This window comes from Streptomyces katrae (assembly GCF_002028425.1).
In the GTDB taxonomy this organism is placed as follows: domain Bacteria; phylum Actinomycetota; class Actinomycetes; order Streptomycetales; family Streptomycetaceae; genus Streptomyces; species Streptomyces katrae_A.
On sequence record NZ_CP020042.1, the window covers coordinates 3,510,891 to 3,527,981 of the forward strand.

Below are 17,091 nucleotides of genomic sequence, written 5' to 3' on the forward strand. Positions count from 1 at the left end.
GGGTGGCGGCCGACAGAATGGGGCGATGAGCGTGACCATCGACATCGCCGGGCTCCCCGTGGAGCGGATCGCCTTCGCGCCCTCCCCGCTCGCCGAGCTCTGCATGACCCTGCACGCGCTCTCGCAGCCCGCCCACCATCCGGCGCTGCATTCCTGGACGAGGACGACCAGGGCCTCGCTCGACCCCTGCTTGGCCGAGCGGCTCCTTGAGGCCGATTTCATGTGGCGCAGTTCCTTCTCCGACGTCTTCATGGCCTTCGCCGGTGTCCCGGGCGGCAGCGGCCGCCCCGGGGCGACCCTGGCCGAGGAGCTGGACGTCCTCGACCGGTTGGACGACGAGCGGTTCGTGCTGGCCGCGCTGGAGCACTGCTGGCTGGCGCTCTACAACGAGGGCGGCGCCCCGTCCCCGCTCACGGACGCCGGCGCCCGGGCCAAGGCGCTGGAGACGGCGGCCGCGCGCGGTCCGGGGCGGCTGGAGTTCACCCGGCGGCTGCTGGACGACCCCGTGTCCGTGCGGGTCTGGCTGAGGCGGCTGCTGGAGGACTGTGACGAGGCCTTCTTCGCCGAGACCTGGCGGCGGATCGAGCCGCGGCAGACGGCGGACGCCCGGCACAAGACGGAGGTGCTGCGCCACCGGGGGCTGTCGGCCGTGCTGAAGGAGGTGTCCTCGGCGCTGAGCGTGGACGAGGCGCACACGGTGATCACCGCCGACAAGATGGTCAACGGCCAGGCCACCGCCACCGATCCGGAGGTGGGCCACGGTCTGCTGTTCGTCCCGACCAACTTCGGCTGGCCGCACCTGCTCGTGCTGCACGCACCGGGCTGGATGCCGGTGGTCCACTACCCCCTGGAGTCGCCGGAGCTGCCCTCGGAGCCGCCGTCGGTGGAGCTGGTGCAGCGCCGGATGGAGGCGCTGGCGCACCCCATGCGGATGCTGCTGTGCCGCAGCCTGGCGCGGGCCCCGTACACGACCAGCGAGCTGGCCCGGGTGTACGGGATATCCGCGCCGGAGGTCTCCCGGCACCTGGCCGTCCTGAAGAGGGCGGGGCTGATGCAGACCCGGCGTCAGGGGCGCTACGTCCAGCACCAGTTGGACCTGTCCGTGGTCGCGCGGATAGGCCCCGACCTCATCGAGGGCATCCTCCGCTGACCTCCCGCCGCCGACCTCCCGGCGCCCCCGGTCCGGGGTCCGGACGGTGGCCGGATTTCGCCGTTACCCGTCGGCGCGGACCGACCGATATCCGGATTTCACAAACCGGAAGCAGTGAAAAGCCTGGCGACGGCGGCGGATTGCTGCCTAACGTGCCCCCACCGCTCACCCCGCAGGCCGCTCCACCCCGCAGTCGCTCCCGTGCCGTGAAAGGACTTTCATGCCTTCTCGCCGTATAGCCGCAGCAACCGCCGCCCTGGCGGCCGCGGCCCTCGTCTCCCCGCTGCTCCTCGCCGGCCCGGCCGGCGCGTCGAGCCCGCAGAGCGACGCCGCCCGGGGCGACGCCCTGGCCAGGAAACTGGTCAAGGAGGCGACCGGCAAGGGCGCCAACAACCACCTGAAGGTCTTCCAGTCGATCGCCGACTACAACAACGGCACCCGCGTCGCCGGGTCGAAGGGGCACGAGCAGTCCGCCAAGTACGTCGAGGGCGTGCTGAAGGCCGCCGGGTACGAGGTCTCGCGGCACGAGTTCGACTTCGTGTACGTCGAGACGATCGCGGAGACCCTGAAGGTCAACGGCGCGAACGGGCGCGACGTCCCGCTCAAGCTGATGACGTACACCGCGAGCGGCCCGGAGGGCGGGGTCACCGCCCCGGTCGCGGTCGTACCGGTCGACGCGGACGGCTCCAACGGCTGCGATGCCGCCGACTTCGCCCCCGGCGCGTTCACCGGCAAGATCGCCCTGGTCAAGCGCGGCGGCTGCACCTTCGCCGTGAAGCAGGCGAACGCGGCGGCGGCCGGCGCGGTCGGCGCGGTCATCTACAACAACACCGCGGGCGCCCTGAACGGCACCCTCGGCGACCCGAACGCGGGCAAGGTCCCCACCGGCGGCATCAGCCAGGCCGACGGCGAGAAGCTGGCCGCCGAGGCCGCCGCCGGGCCGGTGGAGGTGACCCTCGACGTCCGCCAGTTCCGCGAGAACCGCAAGACCTGGAACGTCATCGCGGAGACGAAGGGCGGCGACGCGGACAACACGGTCTTCCTCGGCGCCCACCTGGACTCGGTCGCCGCGGGTCCCGGCATCAACGACAACGGCTCCGGCTCGGCCGGCATCCTCCAGGTCGCGCAGCGCCTCGCGAGCGAGCAGAAGAAGATCAAGAACAAGGTCAAGTTCGCCTGGTGGTCGGCGGAGGAGTTCGGCCTGCTCGGCTCGGAGGCGTACGTGGCCTCGCTGACCCCGGAGCAGAAGAAGCAGATCAAGCTCTACCTGAACTTCGACATGATCGCCTCGCCCAACGCCGCCTACTTCGTCTACGACGGCGACGACTCCGACAAGGTCGGTTCGGGCCCGGGCCCGGAGGGTTCGGCGCAGCTGGAGAAGCAGATCACCGACTTCCTCGACGCGCAGAAGATCCCGCACGAGGGCAGTGACTTCACCGGCCGCTCGGACTACGGCCCGTTCATCGAGGCGGGCATCCCGTCCGGTGGCACGGACACCGGCGCCGAGGGCATCAAGACCCCGGCGCAGGCCGCGAAGTTCGGCGGTCAGGCGGGTGTCGCCTACGACGTCAACTACCACGGCAAGGGCGACGACATCGGCAACATCGACCAGAAGGCCCTCGACATCAACGTCGACGTGATCGCGAACGCGGTGGGCCACTACGCCTACGACCTGGCGCCGCTGTCGCAGCCGGTCGTCTCGAAGCCGACCACCGGCTCGGGCAACGGCGGCGGTCTGCGCCCGGGCCACGACCACGAGGCCGCCGAGTAGGCGGAACAGGCGTCGTAGGCAGAGCGAGCGGCAGCACGGAGGGGCCGGCATCCCGCGGGGGTGTCCGGCCCCTTCGCCGCACCCCGCCCCGCGGGGCTACGCCCCCGCCCACCCCGCCGTGACGTACGCGATCGCGCGTGCCACCTCGTCGCGCCGGCCGGGGTCCGCCCGGACGGAGCGGGCGAGTTCCAGGTGGAGGAAGCGCGTTGCGAGCTCGGCGGCCAGCCGGCCCTGGGCGTTGCCGCGGCCCGACATCCGGCAGCCGGTGCTCCATGCCCGGCAGGGGCGGACGCCCCGGGAGGCCAGCTCGTCGGCGAGCCGTGCGGCGTCGGCGGCCGCCGCGTCGCCCGCCCCGGTGGAGACGACGGCTCCGGCGCCGGGGACGGTGGAGTCGGCGAAGCCGTGCAGCTGGATGCCGGGCAGGCCCCGCCGGGTCAGCTCGGCGATGACGGCGTGGAAGACCGAGTCGGTGCGGTGCGCCATGTCGGCCTCCCCGGTGCCACCGCCGCCTCCACCGCCGCTCCCCGCTCCGGCCCCGGCCGCGTTCGCGTCCCCGGCCCCGTCGCCCTCCTCCCCCTCACCGTCGCCCCCGCCCGGGCCGCCGGCCGCTTTGCGGTGGGCGCCCGCCAGGACCATGACCCCGCCCGGGGTCCCGCGCAGTACGGCGACCCCGAGCCGTTCGGTGTCCTGGTCGGCGATCGGGTGCGGGACCTGTACCGACCAGCGCACCGGGGCACCGAGGTCGACGTAGACCCGGCCCCAGCCCCGGTTGGCGGAGCCGGAGCGGGCAGCGGCGTCCGCGACCTCCGCGTAGCGGCGGCCGCCCGGGCCGTCGGTGAAGGTGTCGAGGCGGTAGTCCACCCCGGCGAGGCGGGTCCGTCCCTTTTCGACATCCCCGTCCAAAAGGGATGAAATACCCGCAAGCACGGCGGACCTCTCCGCCTCGGTGGGGGTGCGATAACCGCCCCGCACCCCGAATTCGGAGGTGAATCGGGTCACCCGGTCGAGCAGATCGGTGGCCTGCGCCACAGGCGCCGGAACGGATGCCTCCGCCTTTTTAGCCGAATTGGTCGGGCGAAAAGCGGCATAACCGACGATCATCATGATCATTAGGCAAATGATCACCGGGATCGTTATGTTTTTCGTCAATTTCACCGTCATCACTGGCTGAAAATAACCGAATGAACCCCCGCCCCACCCGACTGGTCTCTCCCAGGGCCCTCACCGCGCTCCTGTGCGCGTCGCTGAGCCTCGCCCTCGCGGGATGCGGCCTCCTCGGCAGTGCCACCGGCGGCGGTGCAGGCGGTGACGGCGGCGACGGCGGCGACGGCGTCAAGGGCGGCGGCCGGTCCTTCTCGGTCGCCGCGGCCGGCGACATCCTCATCCACCCCCAGCTCACCGACCAGGCGGCCCGGGACGCGCGGGCGGCCGGGCGCACGGGGTACGACTTCGACCGGATCATGGCGGGGGTCAAGCCGGTCATCAGCAAGGCCGACCTCGGCATCTGCCACATGGAGCCGGTCCTGGGCGAGCCGAACGGCCCCTTCCAGACCTATCCCGATTTCCTCGTCCCGCCCCAGATCGCGAAGACGGTCAAGAGCATCGGCTACGACACCTGCTCCACGGCCTCCAACCACACCCTCGACCACGGCCCCGAAGGCGTGTACCGCACCCTCGACACCCTGGACCGCGAGGGCCTCCGGCACACCGGCTCCGCCCGCAGCCAGCAGGAGGCGGACAAGCCGAACATCCTGGACGTCAAGGGCGTCAAGGTCGCCCAGATCTCCTTCGCCTCCGGCTTCAACGGCCGCCAGGTCCCCCAGGACAAGCCCTGGCTGGCCAACCTGGTCAGCGTCAAGGCCGTGGCCGCGGCCGAGAAGCGGGCCCGCGCGGCCGGCGCCGAGGTGGTGATCCTCTCCGTCCACTGGGGCCGCGAGCACCAGCCCGACCCCAGCGGCCCCCAGCTGGAACTGGCCCGCCAGATCGCCAGGGAGACCGGGGTCGACCTGGTCATCGGCCACCACGCCCACGTCGTCCAGCCGATGGAGAAGATCGACGGCACCTGGGTCGCGTACGGGCTCGGCAACCAGCTCGCCCGCCACGACGTGCCCAGCGGCCTCACCGAAGAGGGCGCCATCGGCTGGTTCGACTTCACCGAGAAGAGCGGCAAGTGGGAGGTGCGGGCCCGCTACGTGCCGACCTACACCGACATCCCGCCGGACCCCGAGAGCGCCCCCGGCACCGCCCTGCCCGGAGCCGGGACCGCCCCCGTCCGCGACCACCGGCTGGTCGACGTCGCCGCCGCCCTCGCCTCCGGTACCACCCCCGACGGGAAGGAGCTGCTGCCCGAGCAGCGCGCCCGCTACCGCCTGGCCTTCGAACGCACCCGGGGCACGCTGCTCAACCGCGGCGCCGCCAAGGACGGACTGCGCCCGCTTCGGGAGCTGCCCGACTGACCCCGCACGGCACCCGCCCGTAAGCCCGCAAGCCCGTACGACCTGAGCCCGCCGGAGACCCCCACCCGCCCCGGGCCCAAGACCTCCCCCACCAGGAAGGACCCCCGCTGTGGCCGCTTCGCCTGCCAAGCGACGGCGCAAGGCCCGCCGCAGGGCCGACATGTCCCTGCTCGGCGGCATCAGGCCCCCGATCACCGTCCTGTCGGTCCTGCTGCTCGCCCTGGCGGGGTTCACCGCGATGAGCCTCGGCAGTGTCCGCGAGGACCGGCTGCCCCAGGCCGTGCTCACCTCCCAGCAGCACTTCGCCGAGGACGGCGCGATCGCGCTGCGCGCCTCCCTGGACGAGAGCGTCACCGACCTGAACCGGGCCGCGGCCCTCTTCTCCGCCGGCAAGCCCGTCGCCCCCGACGCCGTGCTCGACCGGATCGGCAGCGTCTACCAGAAGTGGCGCGGCACCGCCGTCGTCGAGATCGGCTCGGGCCGGCTGCTCGCCGCGCGCGGCGAGAACCTCCCGCTGACGGCCGTCGACCGCACCAAGCTCTCCGGCGAGGGCGGCCTGGCCCCCCGCATGGTCACCCTCGCCAACGGCGAGACCCGCCTGCTCACCCTCTCCCTCCTGACCTGGAAGGACCAGCCCCAGCAACTGCTGGTCGCCTCCAGCAGCCTGCGCTTCCCCGGCATCAGCCTCGGCAACCTCCGCAGCATCGCCGTCGTCGGGGCCGACGGCACCGTCCTGAGCACCGACGGCATACCCGAGCCCGAGATGCTCCTCAGCGACAACCGGCGCGCCGACGTCAAACGGGACACGAAGCAGCTGGCCTCCTTCGCCAGGACCGCCGCCAAGAAGGCCGCGGCGAACCCGCTGACCGTCAAGGAGCCCGGCTCCGGCGGCTTCCCCGGCGTCAGCGGCAGCCTGATGGGCGGCGAGACGAGCGGCGAGCGCGCCGCCGCCGGGTACGCCCGCCTCTCCGGACCGGAAGCGGGTGTCGGCACCAGCGCCACCAGCCTGGAACTGACCGTCGTCGCGATGATCGACATCGCCCAGAACCCCTCCCGCGCCACCGACGCCTTCGCCGGACTGGTCCTCGCCGGCGCCCTGCTCCTGGTCGGCGCGCTCGTCATCGCCCTGCTGGTCGCCACCGTGCAGCGGCCACTGATCACCCTGTTCCTGGAGAGCCGCCGGCTGACCCGCGGCGACCTCACCCGCCCCGTGGCCATCCCCCGCGGCGGCGAGGCCGCGCGGATCGCCCTCGCGCTGGACCGGCTGCGCGGCCAGCTCCGCGACCGCGACCGCGACGGCGGCAGCGCCCCCGCCGCGCCCGGCGCCCGCGGCAGGGACAAGCGGCGTACGGGCGCCCGTACGCTCGTCGCGGTCTGCGCGGTGCTGCTCCTCGCCTGGTGCCTGCCGCTGGGGCTGCTCGTCAACCGGGCCGGGGACTCCGTCGTCGTACCGCAGCAGCTGGTCAACGACCAGCGCGAGCGCACCGACACCCTCAACGACCGGGTCCGGCGCGCCCTCAACGAGGGCCAGGCCGACCTGCTGTCCGTGGCCGCGCTGATGGGCGCCGACGCCGGGCCCGACCGCATGTCCGACGTCCTGGAACACACGGTGCGGGAGCACGCCCGCTACGCCTCCCTGTACGTGCTCGACGACTCCGGCAAGGCCCTCGCCCAGGCGGGCGGCCACCCCCGGGCGCCCTTCGGCAAGGGCCCCCGCAAGGAGCCCGTCGCCCTCTACGACGGCGCCAAGGAGCCCGTCATCATCGCCACGGCCGAGATCCCCGGCCGGGCCGGCACGGCCGTCGTCGGCGAGTTCCGCATCGACTTCCTCAACGCCCTCCTCAAGCGGCCGGGTCTCGGCGAGATCCGGGTCGTGGACTCCAGGCACCGGGTCATCGGCTCCAACAACGGCTACCGCGCCTTCCAGGACCTCGGCGACGAACGCCTCGACGCCCTCGTGCAGGGCTCCTCCCTCAAGGTCGGCATGGCCCCCCGGCCCGGCGGCGTCCTCTACCGCAGCGGCGGCGACCACGTCATCGCGGCGGCCGCGCCCTTCTCGGGCGGCGGGGCGGCCGGGGACCTGAAGTGGACCGTGGTCAGCTGGCAGCCCGCCAAGGGCCTGGCCATCCGCGAGTACAGCCTCCAGAACCGCACCGTCCTCGCCGGGCTCCTCGGCTTCGCGGTCGGCGCGGCCTGCCTGGGCTGGCTCCAGATCATCGTGGTCGCCCCGCTGCGCGAGCTCGCCCGCCGCGCCGAGGCCCTCGCCGACGGCGACCGCCGCACCGTCCTCTACCCGCGCCACCACGACGAGGTCGGCGCCGTGACCCGCAGCCTGGAGATCATCCGCCAGCAGCTCCAGCAGGGCGGCCGGCGGCGCGGGCCGCAGCGGACGACGACCGACACCGGGGGAGCGGGAGCCCCCTCCGCCACCACGGCCGGAAGGAACTGATCCCCCGTGCTCTTCCTCTACTGCGTGCTGCTCGTCAGCTGCCTGATCATGCTGGTCGCGGGCATCGTGGAGCAGCGTCGGCACTTCGCCAACCTGGACCGGATACCGAACCGGGTGCTGGTCAACGGCATCCGCGGCAAGAGCTCCATCACCCGGCTGTGCGCGGGCGCGCTGCGCGGCGGCGGTCTGACGACGGTCGCCAAGACCACCGGCACCGCGGCCCGGTTCATCCACCCGGACGCCACCGAGGAGCCGGTCTACCGCAAGTTCGGCATCGCGAACGTGGTCGAGCAGATCGGCATCGTGCGGCGCGCGGCCGCCTACCGGCCGGACGCGCTGGTCATGGAGTGCATGGCGGTCATGCCGGCGCTCCAGGAGATCAACCAGTCCAAGCTGATCCAGTCGACCATCGGCGTCCTGTGCAACGTCCGCGAGGACCACGTCGCCGAGATGGGCCCGACCCTGGACGACATCGCGCGCTCGCTGTCGCGGTCGATGCCGTACGGGGGGATCTGCGTGACCGCCGAAAAGGAGCGCTTCGACGTGCTCCAGGAGGAGGCGGACGCACGGGACTGCGAGCTCGTCTACGCGGACCCGGAGACGGTCTCGGACGAGGAGCTGCGCGGGTTCAGCTGGTTCACGTTCAAGGAGAACGTGGCGATCGCGCTCACCGTCGCCGAGCTCCTGGGCGTGGACCGGGCCACGGCCCTGAAGGGCATGTACGAGGCCCCGCCGGACCCGGGCGTGCTGTCGGTGGAGCGGTACCTGGCCCCGGGCGGCAAGCGGCTGCGGTTCGCGAACGTCTTCGCGGCGAACGACCCCGAGTCCACGCTGATGAACATCAACCAGCTGCTGGACCTGGGCGCGGTGGACCGCCCCCTGAACGTGGTGATCAACTGTCGGCCCGACCGGGTCGAGCGCAACGGGCAGATGGGCGCGATCGTTCCCGATCTGCGGCCGGACCGGGTGTTCGTGATCGGGCACCCGGCGAAGAGCGCCATCGACGCGATCCCGGCCGAGTGGCGCGACCGCGCGGTGGACCTCGGCGGCGAGCAGCGCGACGGCGAGGAGTTCATGCACGAGCTGCTCGGCCACCTCGGCGAGAGCTCCTCGCTCGTGGCCATCGGCAACATCCACGGCCAGGGCGAGGTGCTGCTGGAGCACCTCGCGGAGCTGCCGCCGGACGAGGCGGAGGACGCCCCCGCGTCGGCGCCGGCCGGGGAGGAGCCCCCGGCCCCGGTCTTCGGCCGGCCCTTCGACCCGTACGCGGACGACCCGCACGGCCCGGACCCGTACGCGGGGTTCCCGGGCGGGGAACAGCCGTATGCGGGCGCGGCGTACGGCCAGGTCCCGCACGCCCAGGGCCCGCACGCCCAGGGCCCGCACGCCCAGGGCCCGCACGGCCAAGGCCCGCACGCGCAGACCGCGTACGGGCAGGCCCCTCACGCACAGGCCCCGTACGGGCAGGCCCCTCACGCGCAGACCGCGTACGGGCAGGCCCCTCACGCACAGGCCCCGTACGGGCAGCAGGTCTACGGGCAGCGGCCCGCGCAGGACCCGTACGCGTACGGGCAGCCGCCGCAGCCCCGCCCGCAGGCAGCCCACCCGTACCCGCAGCAGTCTCAGCCGCCCTCCGGCCCCCGCCCCGGGGAGCCGTACGGCGGTGGCGGGCCGCCGCAGCGGCCCGCCGACCCGTACGGGATCGCCGCCGCCACCCCCGTACCGGCCTGGCCGCAGCAGGCACCGCAGCCGCAGCCGCACCCGTACACCCCAGGAGAGCCCCGTTGATCCCCGCCGTCCTCACCCCCGAGATCGCCGCGATCGGCATCGCGCTGGGCCTGCTGTTCTCCCTGCTCTGCTACCTCACCACCAACCTCTCCCCCGGCGGCATGATCACCCCGGGGTGGCTGGCGCTCACCCTCGTCGAGGACCTCCAGCGCGCGGCCCTGGTCGTCGGCATCACCGTCATGACGTACGTGCTGACCCTCCTCACGCAGCGGTTCGTGATCCTCTACGGCAAGCGCCTGTTCGCCGCCGTCGTCCTGATCGGCGTGCTGCTCCAGGCCACCGTGGTGATCGTGCTCCAGCTGGAGTTCCCGCTCCTCTACGCGAACCAGACCCTCGGTTTCATCGTCCCCGGCCTGATCGCGTACCAGCTGGTCCGCCAGCCGAAGGGCGCCACCCTGCTCGCCACCGGCAGCGCCACGCTCATGACGTACGTCGTCCTGACCGCCGGGATCCTGCTCGGCGTCATGCCCACCGCCTGACCCCGCACCGCCCCACCCCCGGAGCCCCCGTATGACCGCCAAGCCGAAGAGCCGCCGCCGCACCCGCCCGGTACTGCACACGGTCACCGTGCTCGCGCTGCTGGCCGGCAGCGCCTACTTCACCTACGCGCTGCGCGCGCAGGAGCAGGCCAAGGCGCCCTCCGTGCAGATGGTGCAGGACAAGAACATCACCGCGGCCCTCAAGGGGGGCGACGCCGGCGGCCAGAAGTGGGAGCGCGTGCAGAGCCCGAACCGGTCGGTGCTGCGCGACGCCACCGGTCAGGTCCTGGCCACCTTCACCGACGGCGCCCGCACGGCCACCCTCACCGGCCCGAGCCGTACCTTCACCGAGCCCGCCAACACCACCACCCGGGTCGTCACCGAGAACTGGGTGCGGCTGATGCCCGAGCCGTGGAAGCAGGGCGCGGAGAGCGCGCCGTGGTTCAAGGAGTGGTTCAAGAAGTACTTCGGGAGCCAGGAGGACGACATCTTCGCGATCGCCTTCCAGTACGGCGACCAGGCCCCGGTGAAGAAGGACGCGCAGGGCGTCTCGTACGCGGGCGACGCCTCCTTCGGCCCGCTCAACCCCAACGGCTCCGAGGGCAACGACCTGCGGCTGGAGCAGTCGGACTTCTTCGACTACCTCGGCGCCCCGTACACCTTCCGCAACGGGGTGAAGAAGCAGCCGCAGAGCGCCCGTTACCGGTCGATGGACTGCTCGGGCTTCGTCCGCACGGTCTTCGGCTACCGGGCCCGCTACCCGCTGATGCCCGACGACGTCCCCGGTCCCGGCCTGCCGCGCACCGCGAACGGCATCGCCCGCTCCGCGCTGGGCGCGGACGTCATCCCGCTCAAGGGGGTGGGGGCGGAGTTCCGGCCCGCGTCCGTCGACGTGATCCAGCCGGGCGACCTGCTGTTCTTCAAGCTCGACGCCCGGACCAAGGACCGCCTGGACCACACGGGCATCTACCTCGGCACCGACACCGACGGCCACCAGATCTTCATCTCCAGCCGGGAGGAGGCCAACGGCCCCACCATCGGCGACAAGGGCGGCACCTCGCGCCTCGACGGCAACGGCTACTACGCGACGACCCTGCGCAGCGTGAAGCGGCTCTAGCCCAGGATCCCGCCGGTGATCGCGACCGGCTGGAGCAGCCAGCCGAAGTCGCCGAGACCCCCGCGCGCGGTGAGCTCGGCCGCCTCGCCCGCCGAGGCCAGGGCCCGGACGTAGCCGGCCGGGTCGGTGGAGGCCAGGGCCAGCGGCGGCCGGCCGCCCGAGACGCCGAGGGCGGTCAGGGCCTCGCGCTGGGTGAGCAGACGGGCGCCCGGGCCGGCGCAGGAGTCGAGGGCGACGTGCGCGGTGACGTCGCAGCGGCCGTCCGGGACGGGCGCGACCTCGCGGCCCTCGCGGAAACCGGTGAGGGTGCCGTACGGAGGGCGGGCGTCGCGGGTGTGGGCGTAGTCCACGGCCACTGCCAGGCCCCGCTCCAGGGTGGCGACGGCCCCGGCCCAGGCCTCGTCGCGGGCCCGGCCGATCTCCGCCCGTCCCTCCCGCTCCCCGCCGGGCCACCACCGCTCCAGCCAGGCCCGGTCGGCGGCCTCCAGCGGGGCGCCCGGGGTCTCCGTCCCGTCGGGGGCGACCAGGACGTACCGTCCGTCCTCGGCGATCTCCAGCGGTACGTTGTCCAGCCACTCGTTCGCGAAGAGCAGGCCCGTCGCCCCCGCGGGCGGCGCGTCCACCCAGCGGATGCGCGGGTCCAGCCCCCCGGGGGCGGCCGCGCGCTCGACGGCGTACGGAACGACCCGCGCGGCCGTCGCCTCCGGCAGGGCGGCGAGCACCCCCGCGAGCAGCTCGCCCCGTCCGGCGCCCACGTCCACCAGGTCCAGCCGCTCCGGATGCCCGAGCTCCGCGTCCACCGCGACGAGCAGCCGGGCCACGGCCCCCGCGTACAGCGGCGAGGCGTGCACGGAGGTCCGGAAGTGCCCGGCGGGCCCGGCGCCGCCGGGGCGCACGTAGAAGCCCCCCGGCCCGTACAGCGCGGCCTCCATGGCCGCCCGCCACCGGACCGGCCGCGCGACCCCGACGGGGCCCCCGGCCCGTTCCCCGACACCACCCTGAGCGTTCATCCCGCCCAGGTTAAGGTCACCCTCCACCTTGGGGAGTACTCCCCCGTCACAGGGATCGCACCTGTGGTTGACTCCAGCACCTATCCCCTTTCCCTACTCTGGGTTACGTGCAGCGCCTCTACGACTTCATCCGCAGACACCCGACGGGCGTCGACAGCTTCTGGGCTGTCCTCTTCTTCGGGATCTCGATGCTGAACGTCGCCGACCTGGGCGACGGGGCGAGCACCGCACTGCGGCTGGCCACCGTGCCCGTCGTGGCCGCCCTGACCGCCGTCATCGCGCTGCGCCGCAAATGGACCGGGCAGATGTACTGGCTGACGGTGGGCGCGGGCCTCTACCAGCTGGCCATCGGATCGCCGACGCAGTTCTGCGACCTCGCGATGCTGGTCATCCTGTTCACGGTCGCCGCCTCCGGCGACATCCCGCGCTGGGTCTCGCGCACCGCCCTGGTCTCCGGGCTGCTGGCTCCCCCGCTCTACTTCCTGCGGCTCGGCGTCGACAAGAACGCGAGCACCGTGCAGGAGACGCTGTTCGTCGTCTTCACGATCGTGCCCTTCGCCCTGGCCTGGGTCATGGGCGACTCGCTGCGCACCCGCCGCGCCTATTACGCCCAGCTCGTGGAGCGCAACCAGCGGCTGGAGAAGGAGCGCGAGGCGCAGGCGAAGGTGGCGGTGGCCGCCGAGCGGGCCCGCATCGCCCGCGAGCTGCACGACGTCGTCGCGCACAACGTGTCGGTGATGGTGGTCCAGGCCGACGGGGCGGCCTACGTCATGGACGTGGCGCCCGAGCAGGCCAAGGAGGCCCTGCAGACCATCTCCGGGACGGGCCGGCAGGCCCTCGCGGAGATGCGCCGGCTGCTGGGCGTGCTGCGCACGGGCGAGCCGCAGGAGTCCGAGGACTACGTGCCCCAGCCGGACGTGGAGCAGATCGAGGTCCTGGTGGAGCAGGTCCGGGCGGCCGGGCTGACGGTGGACTTCGAGGTGGAGGGCGCCCCGCGCAAGCTGCCCAGCGGGGTGGAGCTGACCGCGTACCGGATCGTGCAGGAGGCGCTGACGAACACGCGCAAGCACGGCGGCCCGGACGCGAAGGCGAGCGTACGGCTGGTCTACTTCGACGACGGGCTGGGCCTGCTGGTCGAGGACGACGGCCGGGGCGCCGCACACGAGTTGTACGAGGACGGCGGCGCGGACGGCGCCGGGCACGGACTGATCGGCATGCGCGAACGCGTCGGTATGGTCGGAGGCACCCTGGACGCGGGCCCCCGGCCCGGCGGCGGCTTCCGGATCAGCGCGCTGCTCCCGCTCAAGAAAAGTTGAAACCTCCCCCGTACGGGGGATTCCTGGCTCAGGCAGCCCGGCGGACCGGCGGTCCGTCAGGTCTTCCGCGATCAACGCCAGCCGGGTCGAGACCAGCCCGGACGAGCATCACGCGTGCAGAGTTCTTGTCTCGGGGGGAGACGGCTCCGCACTCGGTGCAGGTGTAGGTACGTTCCGACAGCGGCAGTGCGTGCTTGGCTCTCGCTCCGCACCGGCCGCAGTCCGTGGTGGTATGTGCCGGGTTCACCAGGTAGAGGGCCCGACCGTGCTTGCGCGCCATGTTGATCAGCTCGCGCTTGGTAGCGGAGAGGCTGCCTGACCGCGTCCGGGCTTCCGCCGGGACATCATCCGCTGGTAGCGGGCGAGCGCCCCGGCGGCCTTCCTCCCGTGCTCGGGGTGCGGAAGATGTGAACCGGGCGTACCCGGCGTCCCCGACTTCGCTTGATGCCGTCACAGCGCCAACGTAAGGCCAGGTGCCGACCGTCTCCCGATAGTCGCCGCACCGCACACGAACGAGTGACCGAGCCCTCGCACGCGCGACAGCCCGCACCGTCATCGGCTGCGTACCCTGGCTGCATGACTGCCTCTCATGCAACCGCTTCGGGAAACTCCATCCGAGTGATGCTGGTCGACGATCAGGTGCTGCTGCGCACGGGCTTCCGTATGGTGCTCGCCGCCCAGCCGGACATGGAGGTCGTCGCGGAGGCCGGGGACGGCCTGGAGGCACTGGAGGTGCTGCGGGCCACGAAGGTGGACGTGGTGCTGATGGACGTGCGCATGCCCCGGCTGGACGGGGTGGAGGCGACGCGGCGGATCTGTGCGCCGGACGAGCACCCGAAGGTGATCATCCTGACCACCTTCGACCTGGACGAGTACGCCTTCTCCGGGCTGAAGGCGGGGGCGAGCGGCTTCATGCTGAAGGACGTCCCGCCCGCGGAGCTGCTGGCGGCGATCCGGTCGGTGCACAGCGGGGACGCGGTGGTGGCCCCGTCGACGACGCGGCGGCTGCTGGACCGGTTCGCGCCGATGCTGCCGACGACCGCGCAGGAGCCGGAGAACAAGGAGATCGAGCGGCTGACCGAGCGGGAGCGGGAGGTCATGCTGCTGGTGGCGCAGGGCCTGTCGAACGGGGAGATCGCGGGGCGGCTGGTGCTGTCGGAGGCGACGGTCAAGACGCACGTGGGCCGGATCCTGACGAAGCTGGGGCTGCGCGACCGGGTGCAGGTGGTGGTGCTGGCCTACGAGACGGGCCTGGTGCGGGCCGGGGGCGGCCCGCAGCTGTAGCCCGGCGGGCGCGGTGGGCGGGGCGGCGCGTGGCGGGCGCGGTGGGGCGGGCTAGCCGCGCCGGACGTACTCGCAGGTGTTCGGGACGAGGTGGTCCAAGGTGGCCTCGTCGGCCAGGAGGATGTCGAGGTCGGCGAGGCTCTCGCCGCAGTCGATCTTGTCGTAGCCGCCGTTGCGGCTGACGATCGTGTCGTTGCCGCCGCGCCCGTCGAAGGTGTTGGAGCCGGGTGCGGCGTTCCAGCCGTCGGAGTCGATGAGCCGGTCGGGGCCGCTGCCGCCGATGAGCACGTCGTCGCCCGGCCCGCCGGTCAGGTCAGCCGGGATGGACGTCTCGTTCCTGACCACGTCGTCCCGGTCGCCCAGCGAGGCCTGGAGGCGGGTGACGGCCGCCGAGTGTCCGCAGCGGATGATGTGCGGGTCGTTGTTGAACCGGGAGCAGCCGGAGCCCGGGACCATCCTGCTGGTCTTGTCCTCCACTTGGAGCCAGCCGCCGGGGGTGCTGAAGGTGACGGTGTTCGTCTCCCCGGGCTGCGCGGTGAAGACCACCTGGTTGTTGTCGCGGGACACGACCGCGGGGGCGGCGGAGGCCGGGCCGGCGAGGACCGTGGTGAGGGCGAGCGCGGCCACGGCGGGGGCGGCGAGGCGGGCCGGGCGGGAGAGGTGCATCGGCGCTGTCCTTCGGTTGCGGGGCGCGGACCGGATCGAGGGTCCGTCCCGTCCGGCCCTACCCCGAACAGCCGTCGGATTCATGTGTTCATAAGCGAGTTACCCCGGCCGGCCTACGGCAGCGGGGGGACCGCCGTGCGCAGGTGGGTCAGCAAGGTGGAAAGGGCCTCCCACGCCTCGGGGCCGGTGCCGTCGCCCAGCGGGTAGTGCAGGCCGGGCCTGCGCTCCGGGCCCACCTGTACGGGCTTGAGCGCGAGCGGGGGCCGCCGGGCCTGCGTGAGGGTGACCTCGGTGACGCCCCGGGCCCCCAGGGTGTAGGACACCGGTACGGCGGGGGCGGTGAAGCGGGGGGTCAGGCTCAGGTCGCGCCGGCCGGGACCCACCGAGACCAGCATGCTGACCAGGCCGTGCCCGCCGACCAGGGCCTCGGCCAGCTCCTCGACCGCGCCGAGCGGCACTTCCTCGGCCGGCCCGTACCCGAGGGACAGGGTGACGTCCTCCTCGACCCCGGTCGCGGTGCGGGTGACGCGGACGGTGGCCAGCGCGGGCCGCTCCGGCCGCCCGACGGCGGTGACGAGGGTGGGCTCGGGCATCCGGCTGCGGGCGAGGCCGGTGAACTGGCGCGGGGACCAGGGCAGGTTGACGGGTTCGGCGGTGCCCCAGCCGGCCGGGCCGGCGCCGGTGAGGGTCTGCCAGGCGGTCTCCAGCGCGCCGCCGAGCAGGGTGTCCGCCTCGGCGGGGTGCTCCGTGCGCAGGTGGACGGTCAGCCGCCGCTCCCCGGCCGCGGCGGCGGGCCGCTGGAAGGCTCCGGCGAGCCGGGCCTGGCCCTGTTCGTCGCGGGCGGGTGCGAAGGTGCCGTCCTGCCAGGCCAGTACGGCTCCGGAGAGGCCGTCGTAGTAGCCGCAGTCGGGGTCCTGGACCACCCACCGGTTCGGCGCGCCGGTCAGCACGGTGCGCAGCGGCAGGCTGAGCCGGCAGTGGGCGGGGGTGACGATGTGCAGGGCCGCGCCGAAGGCGGCCGTGGTGCGCAGGACGTCCGACAGCCAGGCGGTCAGCGGGACGACGGGCCGGTCGGCGAGGACGACGGCGGTGGATTCGGTGACCACGTCGACGGTGGGCAGGGCTCCGGCCGGTGCGGGCGCCGCCGAGGCCTCGGAGGTGACGGGCACGGTCGTGACCCGGCCGGCCCCCTCGGGCCAGACGGACCCGCCCAGGACCTCGGCGAGCCGTCCGGCGACGGCCCCGGCGAGCTCCGCCGCCTCGGGCACGGCCGTGGAGGCGCGGGTCTCGGTCCACCAGACGGGGGTTTCGGCCGGGGTGCCGAGGAGCCGCTGGGCCTCCCCGGGTACCTGGACGAGCACCGGCGCCTCGACCGAGACCAGGGGCCGGCCGCCCGCGCCGAGCAGCTGGACGACGGCCCCCTCGCCGGTGCTCGCCGCGTCCAGGTCGGCGCCGCCGGCCGCGAGGGCCACCAGCAGGGCGGCGGCGTCGGGCATCTTCGGGGTGAGGGCGATGACGTCCTTGGTCACGGTGTCGGGGCGCTTCCTGGTCGGCGGGGCTGGGGGGCTGCCGGGTCTCCGTGGCGTCGTGGGGATCCGTGATCCG

General features: G+C 73.3%; 13 protein-coding genes and 1 pseudogene. 9 read left to right on the top strand and 5 right to left on the bottom strand.

Annotated elements, in window-relative coordinates; translation table 11 throughout:
* Nucleotides 1–25 precede the first annotated feature (25 nt).
* Together B4U46_RS15790 and B4U46_RS15795 are read left to right on the top strand one after the other, a co-directional pair.
* Nucleotides 26–1,150 (top strand): DUF5937 family protein, encoded by a 1,125-nt coding sequence (locus B4U46_RS15790; protein ID WP_185117292.1) that lies wholly within the window; start codon nt 26–28, stop codon nt 1,148–1,150.
* A 220-nt stretch (nt 1,151–1,370) separates the two neighbouring features.
* Nucleotides 1,371–2,921 (top strand): M28 family metallopeptidase, encoded by a 1,551-nt coding sequence (locus B4U46_RS15795; protein ID WP_079427999.1) that lies wholly within the window; start codon nt 1,371–1,373, stop codon nt 2,919–2,921.
* Nucleotides 2,922–3,017: 96 nt separating this feature from the next.
* Here the strand turns inward: B4U46_RS15795 and B4U46_RS36555 are convergent, their stop codons facing one another.
* Nucleotides 3,018–3,824: a hypothetical protein gene (locus B4U46_RS36555; protein ID WP_159036769.1), complete on the bottom strand. Its 807-nt coding sequence runs from the start codon at nt 3,822–3,824 to the stop codon at nt 3,018–3,020.
* A gap of 278 nt (nt 3,825–4,102) precedes the next feature.
* Between B4U46_RS36555 and B4U46_RS15805 the strand changes: the two genes are divergently transcribed.
* The 5 genes from B4U46_RS15805 (at nt 4,103) to B4U46_RS15825 (ending at nt 11,210) form a co-directional block, all read left to right on the top strand.
* Nucleotides 4,103–5,377 (top strand): CapA family protein, encoded by a 1,275-nt coding sequence (locus tag B4U46_RS15805; protein WP_079428003.1) that lies wholly within the window; start codon nt 4,103–4,105, stop codon nt 5,375–5,377.
* Nucleotides 5,378–5,537: 160 nt separating this feature from the next.
* Entirely contained in the window at nt 5,538–7,826 is a 2,289-nt protein-coding gene (locus B4U46_RS15810) for a HAMP domain-containing protein (RefSeq protein WP_079431789.1), read from the top strand.
* Between the two features lie 6 nt (nt 7,827–7,832).
* Nucleotides 7,833–9,614, top strand: coding sequence for a poly-gamma-glutamate synthase PgsB (pgsB, locus tag B4U46_RS15815; RefSeq protein ID WP_079428005.1), 1,782 nt, complete (start codon nt 7,833–7,835; stop codon nt 9,612–9,614).
* A complete protein-coding gene (locus B4U46_RS15820; RefSeq protein WP_079428007.1) occupies nt 9,611–10,093 on the top strand; it encodes a poly-gamma-glutamate biosynthesis protein PgsC/CapC in 483 nt (160 codons plus the stop codon). Before pgsB ends, B4U46_RS15820 begins: the two co-directional genes overlap by 4 nt.
* A gap of 31 nt (nt 10,094–10,124) precedes the next feature.
* Nucleotides 10,125–11,210, top strand: coding sequence for an NlpC/P60 family protein (locus B4U46_RS15825; RefSeq protein ID WP_079428009.1), 1,086 nt, complete (start codon nt 10,125–10,127; stop codon nt 11,208–11,210).
* Here the strand turns inward: B4U46_RS15825 and B4U46_RS15830 are convergent.
* On the bottom strand, nt 11,207–12,220 hold the full coding sequence (locus tag B4U46_RS15830) for an SAM-dependent methyltransferase (protein WP_079428011.1): 1,014 nt from the start codon (nt 12,218–12,220) through the stop codon (nt 11,207–11,209). The two genes, B4U46_RS15825 and B4U46_RS15830, sit on opposite strands and share 4 nt — an antisense overlap.
* Nucleotides 12,221–12,327: 107 nt before the next feature.
* Here B4U46_RS15830 and B4U46_RS15835 point away from each other — a divergent pair, with 107 nt between their 5' ends.
* Complete coding sequence (locus B4U46_RS15835; RefSeq protein ID WP_079428013.1) at nt 12,328–13,536, top strand: sensor histidine kinase; 1,209 nt, start codon at nt 12,328–12,330, stop codon at nt 13,534–13,536.
* A 28-nt stretch (nt 13,537–13,564) separates the two neighbouring features.
* Here B4U46_RS15835 and B4U46_RS15840 read toward each other — a convergent pair.
* Nucleotides 13,565–13,974, bottom strand: a pseudogene (locus tag B4U46_RS15840) (zinc ribbon domain-containing protein); the annotation flags it as partial.
* Between the two features lie 138 nt (nt 13,975–14,112).
* Here B4U46_RS15840 and B4U46_RS15845 point away from each other — a divergent pair.
* Nucleotides 14,113–14,820, top strand: a complete 708-nt coding sequence (locus B4U46_RS15845) for a response regulator transcription factor (protein WP_079428015.1) — start codon at nt 14,113–14,115, stop codon at nt 14,818–14,820.
* Nucleotides 14,821–14,871: 51 nt separating this feature from the next.
* Here the strand turns inward: B4U46_RS15845 and B4U46_RS15850 are convergent, their stop codons facing one another.
* Both B4U46_RS15850 and B4U46_RS15855 read right to left on the bottom strand, forming a co-directional pair.
* The gene (locus B4U46_RS15850; RefSeq protein ID WP_079428017.1) at nt 14,872–15,486 is read right to left on the bottom strand and encodes a hypothetical protein; all 615 of its coding nucleotides are present in this window, start codon (nt 15,484–15,486) and stop codon (nt 14,872–14,874) included.
* Nucleotides 15,487–15,599: 113 nt separating this feature from the next.
* Entirely contained in the window at nt 15,600–17,015 is a 1,416-nt protein-coding gene (locus B4U46_RS15855) for a DUF6177 family protein (protein ID WP_079428019.1), read from the bottom strand.
* Nucleotides 17,016–17,091 lie beyond the last annotated feature (76 nt).

What these genes read in the sequence shown, in the direction of transcription:
- B4U46_RS15805 (WP_079428003.1), top strand. Translation starts at nt 4,103, where the DNA reads ATGAACCCCCGCCCCACCCGACTGGTCTCTCCCAGGGCCCTCACCGCG.
- B4U46_RS15810 (WP_079431789.1), top strand. Translation starts at nt 5,538, where the DNA reads ATGTCCCTGCTCGGCGGCATCAGGCCCCCGATCACCGTCCTGTCGGTC.
- B4U46_RS15845 (WP_079428015.1), top strand. Translation starts at nt 14,113, where the DNA reads ATGACTGCCTCTCATGCAACCGCTTCGGGAAACTCCATCCGAGTGATG.
- B4U46_RS15825 (WP_079428009.1), top strand. Translation starts at nt 10,125, where the DNA reads ATGACCGCCAAGCCGAAGAGCCGCCGCCGCACCCGCCCGGTACTGCAC.
- B4U46_RS15795 (WP_079427999.1), top strand. Translation starts at nt 1,371, where the DNA reads ATGCCTTCTCGCCGTATAGCCGCAGCAACCGCCGCCCTGGCGGCCGCG.
- B4U46_RS15850 (WP_079428017.1), bottom strand. Translation starts at nt 15,486, where the DNA reads ATGCACCTCTCCCGCCCGGCCCGCCTCGCCGCCCCCGCCGTGGCCGCG.
- B4U46_RS15830 (WP_079428011.1), bottom strand. Translation starts at nt 12,220, where the DNA reads ATGAACGCTCAGGGTGGTGTCGGGGAACGGGCCGGGGGCCCCGTCGGG.
- B4U46_RS15790 (WP_185117292.1), top strand. Translation starts at nt 26, where the DNA reads ATGAGCGTGACCATCGACATCGCCGGGCTCCCCGTGGAGCGGATCGCC.